Genomic DNA, 14,887 nt, shown 5'->3' with positions numbered 1-14,887 from the left:
CGGCGCCCGGGCCCGGCGCGTGCCGGTCAGCCCCTCGGGCCGGGCGCGAGCCGGAGGATCTCCTGGCCGGTGAAGGGGGAGACCTCGGCGCTGGCGACCAGCGGTTGCGGCCCGCCCACCTCGATCGTCTGGCCGGGCACGAGCACGGTGTCGGTGGCCAGCGAGTAGGCGACGAGATTGCACATCTCGGAGTACACGGCCGCCGGCGGCGCGTCCACGTCCAGGCGCTCGAGGTCCATCCGGCCGAACCGGCCCATCCCCGTGGTGTAGACGCACGACGTGGACTCGGACTGCATCCCCGCCCGCACCCCGACGAGCGCCGGCGCCGGCACCGGGTTGCCCGTGACGAGATCGCGGTACGGGCCGGCCGGCAGGGTCATCGCGGCGCCGCCCACGGTGACGGCCACCGCGCCGGGTAGCGCGGTCAGTGCTGCCGTGACGTTCGCGACCGCCAACTCGCAACGGAGCGTATCGAGCCGCGGGTCCAGGTACTCGGGATCGGTGGGCTCGCCGTCGTCGCCGACCGGTCCCCACCGGAACGCCGCCACCACGACCTGGGACCGGTGCGTCTCCACCACGGCCTCGCCGCCGTTCCACGCGGCCAGGTCGCGCGTGTACTGGGCGGCCTCCGCCACGGGGGCGTCGATCGAGGAGACGATGACCGTCGCGTCCTCGATGTACACCGCCGTGGCGGGGTCGTCCTCGGTGCCGCGCTCGACCTCGTAGGAGCCCTCGAAGATCTCGGCGAGCAGTTCACCGATCTCGTCGTAGCCGGGGGCGGGCCGGTCGAGCAGCACGATCGCCACGGGCGTCTGCTTCCACGACAGGTCCTCGCCGGTCCGCGGGTCGACGGCGGGCGGCTGGTCCTGCGGCTGCTCGGGCTGGCCGGGCTGCGGGGAGTCGGTCATGCACGACAGGCTAACCCGCGTCCCGGCGGCCGCGACACGTCCGGCCCACGACGCGACCGGACGCCACGCGCCCGGCCGCCACATGCCCGGCCGCCCGGCGGGCGCTCAGTTGAGCAGGAAGTCGATCACCAGGCGCTCGAACTTGTCCTTCTGCTCGATCATGGCCCAGTGCCCGCAGCGGGAGAAGGCGTGCAGCTCGGCCTTGGGGAGCTGGCGGAACGCGAAGTGCGCCTGCTCGTAGGGGAGCATGCGGTCGTCGCGGCCCCAGATGAGGAGCGTCTCCTGGCGGATCTGGGAGGCGCGGGTGTACAGCGGGGTGTAGGCGTTCTCGGGCTTGAGGATCGAGCCGAAGATCGAGTACATGCGCTCGACGGCGCCCGGCGCGGTCGCGGCCTCGGTGCGGGCGCGGATCAGCTCGGGGGAGACGACCTTCTTGTTGCCCACCATCGTGTCGACCCAGGCGCTCATCTTCTCGTCGGTCGGATCGGCGAGGAACTCGAACAGGCGGCGCGAGCCCTCGCTGGGGTCGGGCGCGAACAGCGGCGCGGCGAGGCCGCCGGGGCCCATGAGGGCCATCTTGCGGACGCGGTCCGGGTAGGCGAGGGCGGTCTCGCACGCGACGTTGCCGCCCATGGAGTTGCCGATGATGTCGACCTTCTCGATGCCCTTGGCCTCGCAGAACGCGTCGATCGCCTCGGCGGCGATCATCGGGTAGGCCTTCTCCCACTCGAGGTCGGAGCTCTTCCCGAAGCCCGGCATGTCGAGCAGGATGGTGTGGAACCGCTCGGCGAAGACCGGGAAGTTGCCCGAGAAGTTGGACCAGGCGGTGACGCCCGGACCGGATCCGTGGAGGAACAGGACGGGCACCGCGCTCTCGGGCTCGGCCGTGCCCGCTGCGCTCGTGGCCCGCCCTGCCTCGTGGTAGTGCAGCTCGAAACGGCCGGCGGTGATGGTCTTGCTGGTGGACTCGAAGTCGAGGGCGCTCATGGCCTCAACGGTACTAGAACGCGTTCTAGGAATCGCGCTGTCCCGGCAATCTAGCGGCCCGGCGAACCCGGCGTCGCCTCGAAATGATGTCAGCCGCGCGGGGAGTCCCTGAAACATCCCCGCGCGGCGATGGCGAGACTCTAACCCGTGACAGCGCGATGTGACAAGTCTGTAACGATTATTGTGCAGGTCACACTGTGAGCACTCGAGCGCGCGCCCTGACGTGCAGGAATGCGCGGTGCTAAGTGGACGACCGCACCGAACGGGGTGTTCGGGGTGATCTGAACCACCCCATCACCCGGTCATCCCATCACCCGCGCCAGGAACGCGGTCGCATCCGGGGTCGCGGCGTACACGGTCCCGCTGTGGTCCCTGTCCGGGTAGACGCGCAGCTCGAGCGGCTGCCGGTTGAGCGTCATCTCCGCGGCGAGCGACAGGGCCGACGGCGCGGGCACGTCGAGGTCGAGCAACCCCTGGCCGAGGAACACGGGTCGGTCGTACCCGGTGGCGGGCGTGCCCATGTAGCGGCGCAGGTGGCCGAACACGTCGGGGATCTCCTGGAGGGGCCGCGAGAGCGCCTGCGAGATCTGGAATCCGCCCACCTTCTCGCGCATCGCCGCGTAGCAGAGGGTCTCGGCGGCGTCGACCATCTCGCGCCCGGCCGGCGTGAGGTAGCCGTTGATGTCGAGCTCGGGGTGCTGGTCGCGGAACCCGGCGAGGATGTACATCGCGTAGACGTTGAGTCCGGTCGGTAGCTGTACGGGCGGGAAGCCGGGCGCGCCCCACTGGAAGATGTGCTCGATGTTCGCCGGGGCCCCGGTGGCCACGACGCCGCGGTAGTCGAGCCCGGCGGGCGCGCCGAGTTCGGTGGCGCGGACCGCGGTGTTGAGCGCGGCCCCGGCGCCCTGCGACTGGCCGACCAGTGCCCAGGTGGGGGAGAGGGGCAGGCCGGCGGAGCGTGCGGCGATGACCGAGTCGACGATCGCCTGGCCGGTGGCGGGCCCGTTGAGGTAGCTGAGCAGCCCGGGCGTGCCCAGGCCCACGTAGTCGGAGGCGACCACGGCGTAGCCCCGGTCGAGCCAGTGGCCGAGGTACTCGGCGTCACGCTCGGAGCGGGGTTGGGTGGACGGTGCGCAGTCGTCGCCCAGGCCGGTGGTGCCGTGCGCCCACGCGATGACCGGCCAGCCGCCCTCCGGCGCGGCGCCGTGGGGCAGGAAGACCGCGGACCCGGAGATCGCGGGCCGGCCGTGCTGGTCGAGGGTGCCGTAGACCTGCCGCACGGCCCGTCCGGCCTGCGGCAGGGAGAGTGACGGGTCGAGCGGGACGGTCTCCGCCGCGGCCCCCGGCGCGGGGATCGGCCGAGCCCATTCGCGGGTGTCGAGTCCGGACCAGGTGGGTGCCGGGTTGGTCGCCGCGGTGGGCGCCGCGCCGGCGGTGGGGACGGTGAGAGGGGCGACGACGACGAGGGCCGCAGCCGCCGCGCAGAGCGTCCGCCCGATTTTCGGGGAGGTGAGGGAGTTCATACCCGGAGGGTAGTCCGCCGCCCGCGCCTCTCCAGGCGGGTTCGTCCGGTCCCGCAATCGGCGGGCCGCGTTCGTCCCGGCTTCACCCAGCCCCGCAAGCGGCGAGCCGGTTCTCTTCCCGAGCCCCGCAGTAGGGTGCCCGTGCCCGTCGTCGCTAGGTCAACTGGCCCGCCGTTTCGACACGTGACCACACACTCGCCGGTCCATCGCGCAGCTGGTCGTCATCATCGATTTCTTGGACGTCGCCATCGTGGCCCCGGCGGCGTTTTGCCCACATGACTACGACCTTTTCTGCGGTGGTTACGACCGGATCGCCGGCCGCAGCCCCACGCGCGGCGTCTCATGGGGCTGGTTCGCGCTGCCGGCTCCGCTGCGAAGTGGCGCGGGCGCGCGGATCCGGGTCGTACGCTTCGGCCGTGGCGCGAAAGCAGATCGATATCCCCGACCTCACCGGCCAGACGTGGCTTGTCACCGGATCGACCAGCGGGGTCGGGCTCGAGACGGTTCGGTCGGCGTCCGGGCACGGGGCGCGGGTGATCCTCGCGGTCCGCGACACCGCCCGCGGTCGTCAGGTGGCGTCCGAACTGCCCGGCGACGCGCGGGTCGTGGAGACGGATCTGGCCTCCCTCGCGAGCGTGCGACGCGCGGCCGGCGAACTGACCGGCGAGGACGGCCGCGGCCGCGAGGAGATCGACGTGCTGGTCAACAACGCGGGAGCCATCACGCCTCGTCGGCGGGAGACCGTGGACGGGTTCGAGATGCTGCTCGGCGTCAACGTGCTGGGCCCGTTCCTGCTCACCAACCTGCTGCTGCCCGTGGTGCGTCGGCGCGTGGTGATCGTCGCGTCCAACGCCCACCACGCGGGCACCTTCGACGGCGACGACCCGCATTTCCGGCGTCGGCGGTGGACGTCCGCGGCGGCGTACGCGCAGTCCAAACTCGGGGACATGCTGTGGGGGCTCGAGCTCGAGCGGCGGCTGCGCGACGGACGTGCCGAGGCCGGCAGGGTCGGGGTCGACGTCCAGCTCACGCACCCCGGGTGGGCGGCCACCGGGATCTCCAACGCGACGGGTAACGCGACGCTGGACAGGATCGTCACCGGCGTCTGTTCCCTGTTCGCCCAGCCCGCGGCGCAGGCGGCGCTGACGACGATGAGCGCCGCGACTCGACCGCTGCCGCCGTGCAGTTACACCGGTCCCGACGCGATGAGGCACCTGCGCGGCATGCCCACGCTCATCGGTCGGAGCGCCGAGGCCTCCGACCCCGCGGCGGCCGCGCGGTTCTGGGAGTTCGCCGCGGCCGAGACAGCGCTTAACTGCAACTGAATGGTTGCACCCGGGCGCGCGGCGTGTCATCGTGGGAGGGCAGGTGCAGCCGCGACACCACCTCACCGAGCGGGAGGCACCGCGGGGGAGAGGAGAGCCCGATGAGCGAGAACACCGTGCCCGTCGACGGCGATAGCGCGCCCGGAGCGGGAGTGACCAGCGATGACGTGCCCGACGAGATCGTCCGCAGTATCCACATCGAAGCCGAGGCGCAGACGGTCTGGGCCATCGTGTCGGAACCGGGATGGTTCATCAACGACGGCACATGGACCGAGCACGAGATCACCACCGACGGCGACGTGTCGCGCGTCGTCGACCCCGTGCACGGCGAGTTCACGATCGGCACCGTCGAGCTCGACCCGCCGCGTCGCGCGGTGTTCCGGTGGCTCGGCGGCATGGCCGGAGAGATCGACGAGGCGCAGGCCAATCTGGTCGAGTTCACGATCGAGGACCACGGATCGGGCGTCGTCCTGACGGTCCGCGAGACCGGCTTCGCGGGGCTGCACGACGACGCGGCCGTCCGGCGCCGGCGGTTCGAGGAGAACTCCGAGGGCTGGGTGTCCGAGCTGGAGCTCGCGCGGGTGCGTGCCGAGGGCGGCGGATGAGCAGCCCGAGGGGAGAGGTCCCGCACGACCGGCTGCTCAGCGAGGAGGCGGACGGTGTGTTCGGCGCCCTCGCGGACCGGACGCGTCGCCGGGTCCTCGTCCGACTCGCCGATCGGCCCGACGACGCCGGCGCCGTGGCCCGCGATCTCGGCGTGAGCCGCCAGGCGGTCGCCAAGCACCTGCGCATCCTCACCGACTCAGGGCTCGTGCACGCGCGACCGCATCACCGTCGACAGGTACACGCCGTGCGGCCGGACCGTATCCGGGAGATCTCCGACCTCCTCGGCGCGGTGTCGCGGGGATGGGATCGTCGGCTCGCGCAGGTCAGGGAGCGCGCCGAGCGCCTGGATCGGGCCGAGGCGGCCGAGCGCGGGGAGGGTGCCGCGTCCGACGAGCGCGGCGACGTCGCCGAGTCCGCCGAACGCGGGTCGGGCCCGGGCGCCCCTAGGTGAGGTGGTCGTACTCGCCGTCGACCCACGCCGCGTAGCGCTCGGCCGACCGCTGCACGGCGGCCCGCGCGTCCCGGGGGACGCACCCGCCGAAGTTGCTGTAGAGCCGGTCGAAGTCGTACCGCGAGACGTGGTCGGCGATCCGGCGCACCACCGCCCCGGACAGCGGCATCCAGTTGGGGAACGACCGCATGAACGTCACCCACTCCGGGTCGGCGACCGTGCCGATCGTGTCGCCGCTGAACAGCACGCCGCGGCCGTCGGGGGCGGTCCAGTGCACGACCACGCTGCCGGGGAAGTGGCCGCCCGGCTGCGACGCCCGCACGCCGGGCAGGATCTCTATCTCGCCGCCGTCGGACGGGTCCGCCGCGTGGCCCCCGCCCCACACGATCGTGTTGCGCGGTCGCAGGCCCAACCACTCCTCGTCCGGGGCGGAGACGTACACCGGGCAGTCGTCGAACGCCGCCGACCACAGCGACTGCAGCCCGTACATGTGCGGATGCGAGGCGATGATCGCCGACAACCCGCCCCACCCGCGGATCGCCGCGACCGCCTCGTCGCTGATGTAGTTCGGGACCTCGACCAGGACGTTCCCGTGGTCGGTCCGGATGAGCGACGGCCGCTGGCCGATCCCGGGGCAGTTCTTCTGCTCCAGACCGATCACGTCGGTCTCGCGCTCGGTGAACTCGATGGACGCACCCGCCGCCCGCGACTGCTCGGGGGTGGTCCAGCGCTGCCCGGCGACGGGCACGTACTGGCGTTCGTCCGCGCAGATCGGGCACACCTCGGGCAGGGGCTCCGCCCGCTCGACCCCGCACGTCGCGCACTGGGTCACCGAACCCGGTTCCGCCCCGCCCGGTCCGCCATCGGCCCCGGCACCGCGCGCCGCGCTCACGGCATGTCCCCCTCGATATCGACGGGGTGCCACGACTCGCCCACCTGAACCTCGAGGGACCCGTCGGCGGACCGGGTCTCGCGATGACCGGACACGGCGGACTCGAGGGCCTGCTGGGCGGTCTCGTGCTCGCCGAGATCGATCGTCTGGTCGGGGGTGCGGAGGCGGTAGTGGGGCATGCCCCCAGTGTCCCCCCGCCGGGCGCCGGCCGCATCCCTCGCCGGGCGCATACCCCGGGCGCCGGGCGCACCCGTCGTCGGCCGCCTCCCCCGGGCGCCGGGCGCACCCGTCGGCGCGGGACGGTCCACACTGCTGCTCGGCGGGTCTTCCCCTCATCCCGACCACGGCGCACACTGGGAGGAGGCACCTCGTCGTCGGAAGGGCACACCATGTCGTCGTCATCCTCTTCGTCACACGATCAGGCGCCGACGGCGCCGGCCGACCCCCCGTCCGGTTACCCCGACCTCGGTGCGGACCCGATCGACGGGATGCGGGTGCTGCGCGCGCCTGCCGTGCCCACCGCGGTGGTCCGCGTGACGGGCGTGCCGATGTCGGAGCTGACCGGGGTGTTCGACTCCGTCTTCGGGACCGTGCTGCCGCGCGCGTTCGAGGTCGGCCTGGCTCCCGCGGGCCCGCCCATCGCGCTCTACACCGCCGCGGTCGAGGGGCCCGACTCGGTGGTGGACCTGGAGATCGGCTTCCCGCTCCGCGCCCAGCTGGCCGAGCAGGTGGGCACGGAGCCGATCGAGGCCGACGGTCGACAGCTCGTCGCCTCCGAGCTGCCGGCCGGCGAGATCGCCGTGATCAGCCACGTGGGCTCGTACGACGACCTCGGGCGGGCCTGGGGCGACTTCATGGGCGAGATCGCGGGGACGGGACGCGCGCCCGGGCTGCCGTTCTGGGAGTCCTACGTCACCGAGCCGTCGCCCGACATGGACCCGGCCACGCTGCGCACCGACCTGTTCTGCGCGGTGGGCACGCCCGACGACGCGGCCTGACCCGCCCCGGCGCCTCCCGAGAGGGTTTCGCGCGTCAGCCGTCGCTTGTGTACGTTCCACCGGGAGGCGACCTGGGCGAACGCGGGCCGAAGTGACGGCTGGCGGAGTCCAGTCACGGTGAGGGTCCGCGGGGCGGGTCGCGGGGCGGCGGGTGGGGGCGCGGGTGGCTACTCCATCTCCTCCAGCGAGCGGCCGGTCGTCTCGGGGATGAACCGCGCCACGAACAGCAGCGAGAGTAGCGCCGCGACCGCGTAGAAGCCGTAGGTGAACGGCAGGCTGAACTCGGCCATCGGCGGAAAGGCGGTCGACACGGCGAAGTTCGCCAGCCACTGCGCGGCCGCCGCCAGTCCCAGCGCGGTGGAGCGGATCCGGTTGTTGAACATCTCGCCCAGCAGGACCCACACCGCCGGGCCCCACGACATCCCGAAGAACACGACGAACCCGTTGGCCGCGATCAGCGCGACCAGCCCGGAGGTGTCGCCGAGCTGTGGGGCGAGCGCGCCGTCCGGGCCGGCGACCATCGTGGCCTGACTGAACATCGCCGCCATCACCGCCAGGCAGACCGTCATGCCGACGGAGCCGATCATGAGCAGTCTGCGACGCCCGATCTTGTCGATGAGCGCGATCGCCACGACCGTGACCACGATGTTCGTCACGGAGGTGATGACCGACTGCGTGAACGCGTCCTCCTCGGCGAAGCCCACCGACTGCCACAACGTGGTGGAGTAGTAGAAGATCACGTTGATGCCGACGGCCTGCTGGAACACCGACAGGATGATGCCGATCCACACGATGGGCAGGAAGTTCCATCCGCCCGGGCGGATCAGGTCCCGCCACGACTGCCGGCGGTCCTCGCGGACGGTCGCCCGGATCTCGCGGATGCGGGAGTCGATGCCGCCCTCCTGGATCGACCGCAGCACGCGTTTGGCCTCGTCGACCATCCCGCGGCCCACCAGGTAGCGCGGCGATTCGGGGATCATCAGCGCCAGCACGCCGTAGGCCACCGCGGGGATCACCTCCGCCCAGAACATCCACCGCCAGGCCGCCGCCCCGAACCACAACTCCTCGATCGCGCCGCCGGCCACTCCCGCCAGCCACGCGTCCGAGAGCAGTGCCACGAAGATGCCCGAGACGATCGCGAGCTGCTGTAGCGAACCGAGGCGACCTCGGACGGCCGGCGGCGCGACCTCCGCGATGTACGCCGGCGCGATGACCGACGCGGCGCCCACCCCGAGCCCGCCGAGGACACGCCAGGCGATGAGGTCCCACGGGCCGAACGCGAGCCCCGATCCCAGGGCGCTCGCGAGAAACAACACCGCCGCCAGGACCATGACGCGGGTGCGGCCCCACCGGTCGGCCAGTCGCCCGGCCAGGTAGGCGCCGAGGATGCATCCGAGCAACGCCGAGGACACCGTGAACCCGATCAGCCCGGCACCGATCCCGAAGTCCTGCTGCACCGCGTCGACCGCGCCGTTGATGACCGCGGTGTCGAAGCCGAACAGGAACCCGCCGAGCGCGGCGACCAGGGAGATGATCACCACCCGGCCCGTGTGGAACGACTCCTCGTCGGACGGCTGTCGGGACGTCTGCTGTGTGGACATGCGTACCCCGCTCCCCGGGCCCGCCGGCCCTGTGACAGTGGTGAGAGGAGGGTAGGGCTGGGGCGGGAGAGGCGCCACCGAAGGAGGGCCCACCGGGAAATACGCCGGTGCGCGGCCGCAGTGCGAGAACACGTTCTAGGCTCGGGTCACCTCGTCGTCGTACCGAAAGGCCACCCACCATGAGCGCCGCAGTCACAGCACCCGAGCAGATCCGCGCCACCGCGCAGTCCTACGTCGACGCGCTCGTCGCCGGCGACCTCGAGGCCGTCATGGCCCTCTACGCCGACGACGCCACCGTCGAGGACCCCGTCGGCGGCGGCACCGTGCACGAGGGTGCGGACGCGATCCGCGCCTTCTACTCCACCGTCACCGCGCTGAAGATCGAGGCGAAGGTCCTCGAGACCCGCGTGTGCGGCAACGACCTGCTGTTCAACTTCGAGATCACCACCCACTTCGACGGCGGCTCCAAGGCGACCATCAACGTGTGGGACCTCATGGTGCACAACGACCAGGGCAAGGTCGCCTCGATGCGCGCCTACTGGACCCCGGAGAACATGAGCTAATCGCGGCCGCTCGCATACCAACATGGTGCGCGTCGACAAGTGGGTACTGACCTGCATGTTCGACACCCGTTTCGCACCGGGCGCAACCACCGGAGGCTAACGCAACGACGGCGCGGTGCTCGCCGAAGCCTGGCCACGCAATGGCGAGCCCTCGCTACCCGCCATGACGAGCTCCGACCACCTGCCGCCCCGGCGTCACCTCTGCGCCATACCGACCTGGCTACGCCATGTAGTACACAAGCCCTGGCGGTTTCACCATTGTCGCTCCCGGATAAGCGGCCGCTAGCATAACCGGTATGTCCAGCGACCGCGATAACAGCACGGCGGCCCCCGACCTCGTCGATGCTGCACGGCTGGGTGCCCAGCCGCAGCCGCAGACGGAGCGTGGCCGGCGCACCCGTGACGCTCTGATCGCGGCCGCGCGCACGGTGTTCGAGCGCGATGGTTACGTTGATTCCCGGCTCGTAGACATTGCCGCCGAGGCCAAATGTTCGATTGGCAGCTTCTACACGTGGTTCGACAGCAAGGACGAGGTTCTTGCTGCTGTCCTGTACCAAGCGCAAAGCGACATGCTCCATCCGGGGACGGGCCGTATCGAGGCGAGCGATGACCCGGTCGCGATCATCGCCGCCAGCAACCGCGCCTACTTCGAAGCCTATCGGCGCAACGCCCAGCTGAACGTGCTCCTGCAGCAGGTGGCGGCGCTCAATCCCCGATTCCGCGAGCTGCGCAACGCCCGCACGATGGCCTTCGTCACGCGTAACGCGCGTGCCATAGCGGATCTGCAGGAACGGGGCCTGGCAGATCGTGGTGTCGACGCCTCGATGGCGGCGATGGCGCTGTCCGGCATGGTGGCCCGATTGGCCTTCGAATCCTTTACCGGGGGCGCGGTGGTCGAGTCCATCGACGAACTCGTCGAAACAGCGACCCGGTTGTGGACCAATGCCCTGGGCCTGACGACGCCGGAGTTGCGCGCGGACTGAGGCGTCCAGCGCGCAACTCCGCGCGGTCAGCGGGCGATGTTGACCCCGCCGTCGACGGCGAGAGTGCTGCCGACGACGTAGTCGCCGGCGTCCGAGGCCAGGTAGATCGCCGCGGCCGCCATGTCCTCGGGACGGCCGATACGGCCGGAGGGGATCTCGCCGGCGATCTCCTCGGCGTGGTCGCGGGCCCCCTTGTTCATCGCGGACGCGAATGCGCCAGGGGCGATCGCGCTGACGATGATGCCCTCGGGAGCCAGGCGCACCGCCATGCGCTTGGTCAGGTGGACGATGCCGGCCTTGCTCGCGTGGTAGGAGTACGTCTCCATCGGGTTGAGGGAGAGCCCGTCGATCGAAGCGATGTTGATGACCTTGGCGAGGTGGCCCGTGCTCTCGCGTCCTGCCAGCAGCAGTTGCTTGGCGGCCTGGGTGAGGAAGAAGGGCGCCTTGACGTTGAGGTCCATCACCTTGTCCCAACCGCTTTCGGGGAAGTCGTCGAAGGCCTCTCCCCACGCTGCACCGGCGTTGTTGACGAGGATGTCGAGATGGTCCTCGTTCTCGCGGAATGCGTTGAGCAGGGCGGCGATGCCAGCGGTCGTGGAGATGTCGTACGGCAGGGCGACGCACCGCCCCTCGCCGTAGGTCGCGGACAGCTCGTCGGCGGTGGTCAGGCAGGCCTCTGACTTGCGCGCGGTGATGTAGACGGTCGCGCCCTGGGCGAGCAGGCCTTCGGCGATCATGCGGCCGATGCCGCGGGACCCGCCGGTGACGAGGGCGACGCGTCCATCGAGAGAGAAGAGGGCGGGAATGTCCATTGTTGTCCTTCGTTCGGGTGCAGTGGGTCGACTCGAGATTCGATTGAATCCCGATTCATACTAGTTGAACCTAGATTCAGATTGTGGGAGGCTGACGAACAAACCCCGCACCGAACACAGGAGTCGACCTATGTCCCGGACCTCGCAGGAGATCCGTCTCGCCGCCCGCCCGCAAGGCCGCCCAGACTCCAGTACCTGGGATCTCACCAGCACCGAAATCCCGGACCCGGGTCCCGGTCAGATCCTCGTACGCGTCGATCTGATCTCCCTCGACCCGGCGATGCGCGGATGGCTGAACGACGTGCGGTCCTACATTCCCCCGGTCGGGATCGGAGACGTCATGCGGGCACTGGGCGCCGGCGAGGTGATCGCCTCGGAGCACCCGGACTTCGCCGTCGGCGACCGGGTCACCGGCAGTTTCGGCGTGTGCGAGTACGCGCTGTCAGACGGCAAGGGGGTGGACCGTATCGACACCGACATCGCCCCGATGGGCACCTGGCTAGGCGCGCTCGGCATGCCCGGCATGACCGCGTACTTCGGCCTCCACGACGTCGGCCGACTCCGGGCCGGTGACACAGTCCTGGTCTCCGCGGCGGCCGGGGCGGTCGGGAGCACCGTCGCGCAGCTGGCCAAGGCGAAAGGGGCCCGCGTCATCGGCGTCGCCGGTGGTCCGGACAAGGTGTCCTGGCTCCGCGAGCTCGGACTCGACGAGGTCATCGACCGGCGGGAGGGCGACCTCCTGCGCCAGGTCCGCAACGCCGCCCCCGACGGAATCGACATCTACTTCGATAACGTCGGGGGCGAGCTCCTCGACGCGGCACTGGCCAACCTGCGCCGCGGCGCCCGGGTCGTGCTGTGCGGGGCTGTGTCGACGTACAACGACGAGACCCTCGCCGACGGCCCGCGGCGGTACATGTCCCTTCTGGTCTTCCGCGCCACGATGCAGGGGTTCGTCGTGTCCGACTACGCGGACCGCTACGCCGAGGCCGTCGCCGAGATCTCGGAACTCATCGCCGAGGGGCGCCTCGTCGCGACCGAAACGATCCTCGAGGGCGGGGTGCCTGCTTTCCCGGACGCCCTGCTCGGCCTCTTCGACGGGGTCAACACCGGCAAGCTTCTGCTGAGAATCCGAAAGGGCTGACCATGCGCGCCATCCACATCTCCTCTCTCGATGGCCCGGACGCCGTCGAGGTCGTCGAGCTCCCCGACCTCCGCGACAACGAGCTCGTGACCATAGAGGTCAAAGCGGCCGGGGTCGCCTTCCCCGAGTTGCTCCAGACCCGAGGCCTGTACCAGCTCAAGCCCGAGCTCCCCTTCGTCCCGGGGGCGGAGGTCGCCGGTGTCGTCACCGCTGCGCCCGAGGGCAGCGGCCTGGCTGTCGGTGACCGCGTGGCGGCCCTGACGCTGCTCGGTGGCTTCGCGGAGCAGGCCCTGGCGCGCCCCGACCTCACCTTCGCACTGCCGGACGAGGTCGGCTTCGAGGAGGCGGCATCCTTCACCTTCAACTACGCGACGGTCTACTTCGCCCTCGTCGAGCGCGGTCACCTCGCCGAGGGTGAGACCGTCCTCGTCCACGGCGCCGCGGGCGGGATCGGGACCGCGGCCGTCCAGATGGCGAAGGCGTTCGGGGCGGGCAAGGTCATCGGAGTGGTCTCCACGCCGGAGAAGGGCGAGATTGCCCGCGCTGCGGGCGCGGACGAGGTGGTCCCGGCCGACGGCTTCCTCGAGGCGGTCGGCAAAGCGAGCGTCGACATCGTCGTCGATCCCGTCGGTGGTGAACGGTTCACCGACTCGCTGCGCTCCCTGCGGGAGCACGGCCGTCTTCTCGTCATCGGCTTCACCGCCGGATCCATCCCCGAGGTGAAGGTCAACCGGCTCCTGCTGAACAACGTCTCCGTCGTGGGAGTCGGATGGGGTGCCTACGCGTTATCCCGCCCCGGCCATGTCGGCAGGGAGTGGGAGGCGATGCTGCCGCACCTAAGAAGCGGGGCTCTGCGGCCCGTCGTCGGCGCCACTCATCCACTAGAGGACGCCTCCGTTGCACTGCGCTCCCTCGAGGGGCGTTCGGTCACCGGCAAGGTCGTGCTGGTGCCGTGAAACAGAACCTGCCCTCCGTGGAGGAGGTCGACCAGATCCCGGCGGCGTGCAGTACGGTCGCCGGAGGCGAGTGGGAGGACGGCAACGGCCACGTCAACGTCGCTCACTTCTACGGCTTCCACATCCGAGGGGCTGAGGAGGAGTTACGTCGAGTGGGAATCGACGAGGCCTACCGTGCCAGCCGGCGGATGGGGGTCTTCAGTATGGAGCAGCACCTCAAGTTCTTCGACGAAGTGCGGATCGGTGAGGAGATCTCGGTCCACGTCCGGTGGCTCGACCGCGGGGACAAGGTGTTTCACGGCATCTCGGTGATCGTCAACCGTACTACCGGGCGGATCGCCAACACGCTCGAGATGATTGAGGGCCACGTCGACCTCACCGCGCGACGGACGGCGCCCTTCCCCGCCGGCGTCGCGCAGCGGATCGATGAGCAGGTAGCCGCCCACCGAGGTCTCGGGTGGCAGCTCCCCCTCTCGGGGGCTATGGCCGTGCGCCACTAGGTCGAACCCGGACCGGGAAACAGAAAGGGACCGCACCTGCACTGCAGATGCGGTCCCTTTTCGTGCGAGTTACGGGTCAGACCGTGAAGCGGCCGATCGACTCGGCGACCAGGATCGGCTTGTCGATGCCGTCGGCCTCGACGGTGAGCGTGGTGACGACTTTCACCGCGCCCGGGGCTGTCTCCTCGACCGAGGTCAACGTGGCGCGCATCCGGATCCGAGAGTCCACCGGCAGTGGGTGGATGAAGCGGACCTTGTCGTAGCCGTAGTTGAGGCTGTGGGCGAACCCGTCGAAGGCCATCAGCTCTTCGAGAAAGGCGGGCGTGCGCGACAGGCTGTAGAGACCGTGCGCGATGGTCGAGCCGAACGGCGAGTCCGCCGCTCGCGCGGGGTCGACGTGGATCCACTGATGGTCGCCGGTGAGCTCGGCGAATCCGTCGATTCGGGACTGGTCAACGGTGTGCCACGCGGTGGGGCCGAGCTCTCGGCCCGAGAGGTCTTTCAGGTCCTGCACAGAAGTCGGGCGGTGTCGGGCGGTCTGGGTCACGCGGAACTCCTTGGGTCATGAACGTTGTGATTTCAACCATAGTTGAACCTGAAACCGGATTCAACTAACGTGTGAGATAGATCGCAAATACGGA

17 protein-coding genes are annotated in these 14,887 nt (G+C 70.4%); 9 read left to right on the top strand and 8 right to left on the bottom strand.

Annotated elements, in window-relative coordinates; genetic code table 11:
- Nucleotides 1–26: 26 nt before the first annotated feature.
- The 3 genes from C3V38_RS06175 to C3V38_RS06165 form a co-directional block, all read right to left on the bottom strand.
- On the bottom strand, nt 27–908 hold the full coding sequence (locus tag C3V38_RS06175) for a DUF4261 domain-containing protein (protein WP_007631589.1): 882 nt from the start codon (nt 906–908) through the stop codon (nt 27–29).
- A gap of 105 nt (nt 909–1,013) precedes the next feature.
- Complete coding sequence (locus C3V38_RS06170) at nt 1,014–1,895, bottom strand: alpha/beta fold hydrolase (RefSeq protein WP_007631590.1); 882 nt, start codon at nt 1,893–1,895, stop codon at nt 1,014–1,016.
- A 302-nt stretch (nt 1,896–2,197) separates the two neighbouring features.
- Nucleotides 2,198–3,418, bottom strand: a complete 1,221-nt coding sequence (locus tag C3V38_RS06165; RefSeq protein ID WP_007631592.1) for a lipase family protein — start codon at nt 3,416–3,418, stop codon at nt 2,198–2,200.
- A 416-nt stretch (nt 3,419–3,834) separates the two neighbouring features.
- Here C3V38_RS06165 and C3V38_RS06160 point away from each other — a divergent pair, with 416 nt between their 5' ends.
- From C3V38_RS06160 to C3V38_RS06150, 3 genes are all read left to right on the top strand, one after another.
- The gene (locus C3V38_RS06160) at nt 3,835–4,743 is read left to right on the top strand and encodes an SDR family NAD(P)-dependent oxidoreductase (protein ID WP_007631594.1); all 909 of its coding nucleotides are present in this window, start codon (nt 3,835–3,837) and stop codon (nt 4,741–4,743) included.
- A 101-nt stretch (nt 4,744–4,844) separates the two neighbouring features.
- Nucleotides 4,845–5,348, top strand: a complete 504-nt coding sequence (locus C3V38_RS06155) for an SRPBCC domain-containing protein (protein WP_007631596.1) — start codon at nt 4,845–4,847, stop codon at nt 5,346–5,348.
- Nucleotides 5,345–5,800: a helix-turn-helix transcriptional regulator gene (locus tag C3V38_RS06150; RefSeq protein WP_007631598.1), complete on the top strand. Its 456-nt coding sequence runs from the start codon at nt 5,345–5,347 to the stop codon at nt 5,798–5,800. The genes C3V38_RS06155 and C3V38_RS06150 overlap by 4 nt, the downstream gene beginning before the upstream one ends.
- Here C3V38_RS06150 and C3V38_RS06145 read toward each other — a convergent pair.
- On the bottom strand, nt 5,793–6,692 hold the full coding sequence (locus tag C3V38_RS06145) for an MBL fold metallo-hydrolase (RefSeq protein ID WP_007631600.1): 900 nt from the start codon (nt 6,690–6,692) through the stop codon (nt 5,793–5,795). The genes C3V38_RS06150 and C3V38_RS06145 overlap by 8 nt on opposite strands.
- Nucleotides 6,689–6,871 (bottom strand): hypothetical protein, encoded by a 183-nt coding sequence (locus C3V38_RS06140; RefSeq protein WP_007631602.1) that lies wholly within the window; start codon nt 6,869–6,871, stop codon nt 6,689–6,691. The genes C3V38_RS06145 and C3V38_RS06140 overlap by 4 nt, the downstream gene beginning before the upstream one ends.
- A gap of 210 nt (nt 6,872–7,081) precedes the next feature.
- Between C3V38_RS06140 and C3V38_RS06135 the strand changes: the two genes are divergently transcribed.
- A complete protein-coding gene (locus tag C3V38_RS06135; protein ID WP_007631604.1) occupies nt 7,082–7,690 on the top strand; it encodes a GyrI-like domain-containing protein in 609 nt (202 codons plus the stop codon).
- Nucleotides 7,691–7,857: 167 nt separating this feature from the next.
- Here C3V38_RS06135 and C3V38_RS06130 read toward each other — a convergent pair whose 3' ends face one another.
- Nucleotides 7,858–9,291 (bottom strand): sugar porter family MFS transporter, encoded by a 1,434-nt coding sequence (locus tag C3V38_RS06130; protein ID WP_007631606.1) that lies wholly within the window; start codon nt 9,289–9,291, stop codon nt 7,858–7,860.
- 179 nt (nt 9,292–9,470) lie between these two features.
- Here C3V38_RS06130 and C3V38_RS06125 point away from each other — a divergent pair, with 179 nt between their 5' ends.
- The gene (locus C3V38_RS06125; RefSeq protein WP_061228368.1) at nt 9,471–9,854 is read left to right on the top strand and encodes an SgcJ/EcaC family oxidoreductase; all 384 of its coding nucleotides are present in this window, start codon (nt 9,471–9,473) and stop codon (nt 9,852–9,854) included.
- A gap of 296 nt (nt 9,855–10,150) precedes the next feature.
- Nucleotides 10,151–10,837 (top strand): TetR/AcrR family transcriptional regulator, encoded by a 687-nt coding sequence (locus tag C3V38_RS06120; protein WP_061228367.1) that lies wholly within the window; start codon nt 10,151–10,153, stop codon nt 10,835–10,837.
- Between the two features lie 26 nt (nt 10,838–10,863).
- On the opposite strand, the gene C3V38_RS06115 is transcribed toward C3V38_RS06120, so the two are convergent.
- A complete protein-coding gene (locus C3V38_RS06115; RefSeq protein ID WP_061228366.1) occupies nt 10,864–11,649 on the bottom strand; it encodes an SDR family oxidoreductase in 786 nt (261 codons plus the stop codon).
- Between the two features lie 130 nt (nt 11,650–11,779).
- Here C3V38_RS06115 and C3V38_RS06110 point away from each other — a divergent pair, with 130 nt between their 5' ends.
- Genes C3V38_RS06110 through C3V38_RS06100 form a run of 3 tightly spaced genes read left to right on the top strand, consistent with a single transcriptional unit; the run spans nt 11,780 to nt 14,246 of the window.
- Nucleotides 11,780–12,790, top strand: a complete 1,011-nt coding sequence (locus C3V38_RS06110) for an NADP-dependent oxidoreductase (protein ID WP_061228365.1) — start codon at nt 11,780–11,782, stop codon at nt 12,788–12,790.
- Between the two features lie 2 nt (nt 12,791–12,792).
- Nucleotides 12,793–13,746 carry an NADPH:quinone oxidoreductase family protein gene (locus C3V38_RS06105; RefSeq protein ID WP_106385298.1) on the top strand — a complete coding sequence of 318 codons (954 nt, stop codon included), beginning with the start codon at nt 12,793–12,795 and terminating at the stop codon, nt 13,744–13,746.
- Nucleotides 13,743–14,246 (top strand): thioesterase family protein, encoded by a 504-nt coding sequence (locus C3V38_RS06100; RefSeq protein WP_061228363.1) that lies wholly within the window; start codon nt 13,743–13,745, stop codon nt 14,244–14,246. Before C3V38_RS06105 ends, C3V38_RS06100 begins: the two co-directional genes overlap by 4 nt.
- 76 nt (nt 14,247–14,322) lie before the next feature.
- On the opposite strand, the gene C3V38_RS06095 is transcribed toward C3V38_RS06100, so the two are convergent.
- Nucleotides 14,323–14,793, bottom strand: coding sequence for a MaoC family dehydratase (locus C3V38_RS06095; RefSeq protein WP_061228362.1), 471 nt, complete (start codon nt 14,791–14,793; stop codon nt 14,323–14,325).
- Nucleotides 14,794–14,887: the final 94 nt, after the last annotated feature.

It is taken from the genome of Dietzia sp. oral taxon 368 (assembly GCF_002999155.1).
GTDB classification, from domain to species: Bacteria; Actinomycetota; Actinomycetes; order Mycobacteriales; family Mycobacteriaceae; genus Dietzia; species Dietzia cinnamea.
Note: the sequence above shows the minus strand (reverse complement) of the source record. Positions and strands in the feature narration are given on the sequence as shown.

Excerpts from the sequence above, each read along its gene's own strand:
- C3V38_RS06165 (WP_007631592.1), bottom strand. The coding sequence starts at position 3,418 with ATGAACTCCCTCACCTCCCCGAAAATCGGGCGGACGCTCTGCGCGGCG.
- C3V38_RS06170 (WP_007631590.1), bottom strand. The coding sequence starts at position 1,895 with ATGAGCGCCCTCGACTTCGAGTCCACCAGCAAGACCATCACCGCCGGC.
- C3V38_RS06155 (WP_007631596.1), top strand. The coding sequence starts at position 4,845 with ATGAGCGAGAACACCGTGCCCGTCGACGGCGATAGCGCGCCCGGAGCG.
- C3V38_RS06175 (WP_007631589.1), bottom strand. The coding sequence starts at position 908 with ATGACCGACTCCCCGCAGCCCGGCCAGCCCGAGCAGCCGCAGGACCAG.
- C3V38_RS06140 (WP_007631602.1), bottom strand. The coding sequence starts at position 6,871 with ATGCCCCACTACCGCCTCCGCACCCCCGACCAGACGATCGATCTCGGC.
- C3V38_RS06120 (WP_061228367.1), top strand. The coding sequence starts at position 10,151 with ATGTCCAGCGACCGCGATAACAGCACGGCGGCCCCCGACCTCGTCGAT.
- C3V38_RS06150 (WP_007631598.1), top strand. The coding sequence starts at position 5,345 with ATGAGCAGCCCGAGGGGAGAGGTCCCGCACGACCGGCTGCTCAGCGAG.
- C3V38_RS06130 (WP_007631606.1), bottom strand. The coding sequence starts at position 9,291 with ATGTCCACACAGCAGACGTCCCGACAGCCGTCCGACGAGGAGTCGTTC.
- C3V38_RS06125 (WP_061228368.1), top strand. The coding sequence starts at position 9,471 with ATGAGCGCCGCAGTCACAGCACCCGAGCAGATCCGCGCCACCGCGCAG.
- C3V38_RS06115 (WP_061228366.1), bottom strand. The coding sequence starts at position 11,649 with ATGGACATTCCCGCCCTCTTCTCTCTCGATGGACGCGTCGCCCTCGTC.
- C3V38_RS06135 (WP_007631604.1), top strand. The coding sequence starts at position 7,082 with ATGTCGTCGTCATCCTCTTCGTCACACGATCAGGCGCCGACGGCGCCG.
- C3V38_RS06110 (WP_061228365.1), top strand. The coding sequence starts at position 11,780 with ATGTCCCGGACCTCGCAGGAGATCCGTCTCGCCGCCCGCCCGCAAGGC.
- C3V38_RS06105 (WP_106385298.1), top strand. The coding sequence starts at position 12,793 with ATGCGCGCCATCCACATCTCCTCTCTCGATGGCCCGGACGCCGTCGAG.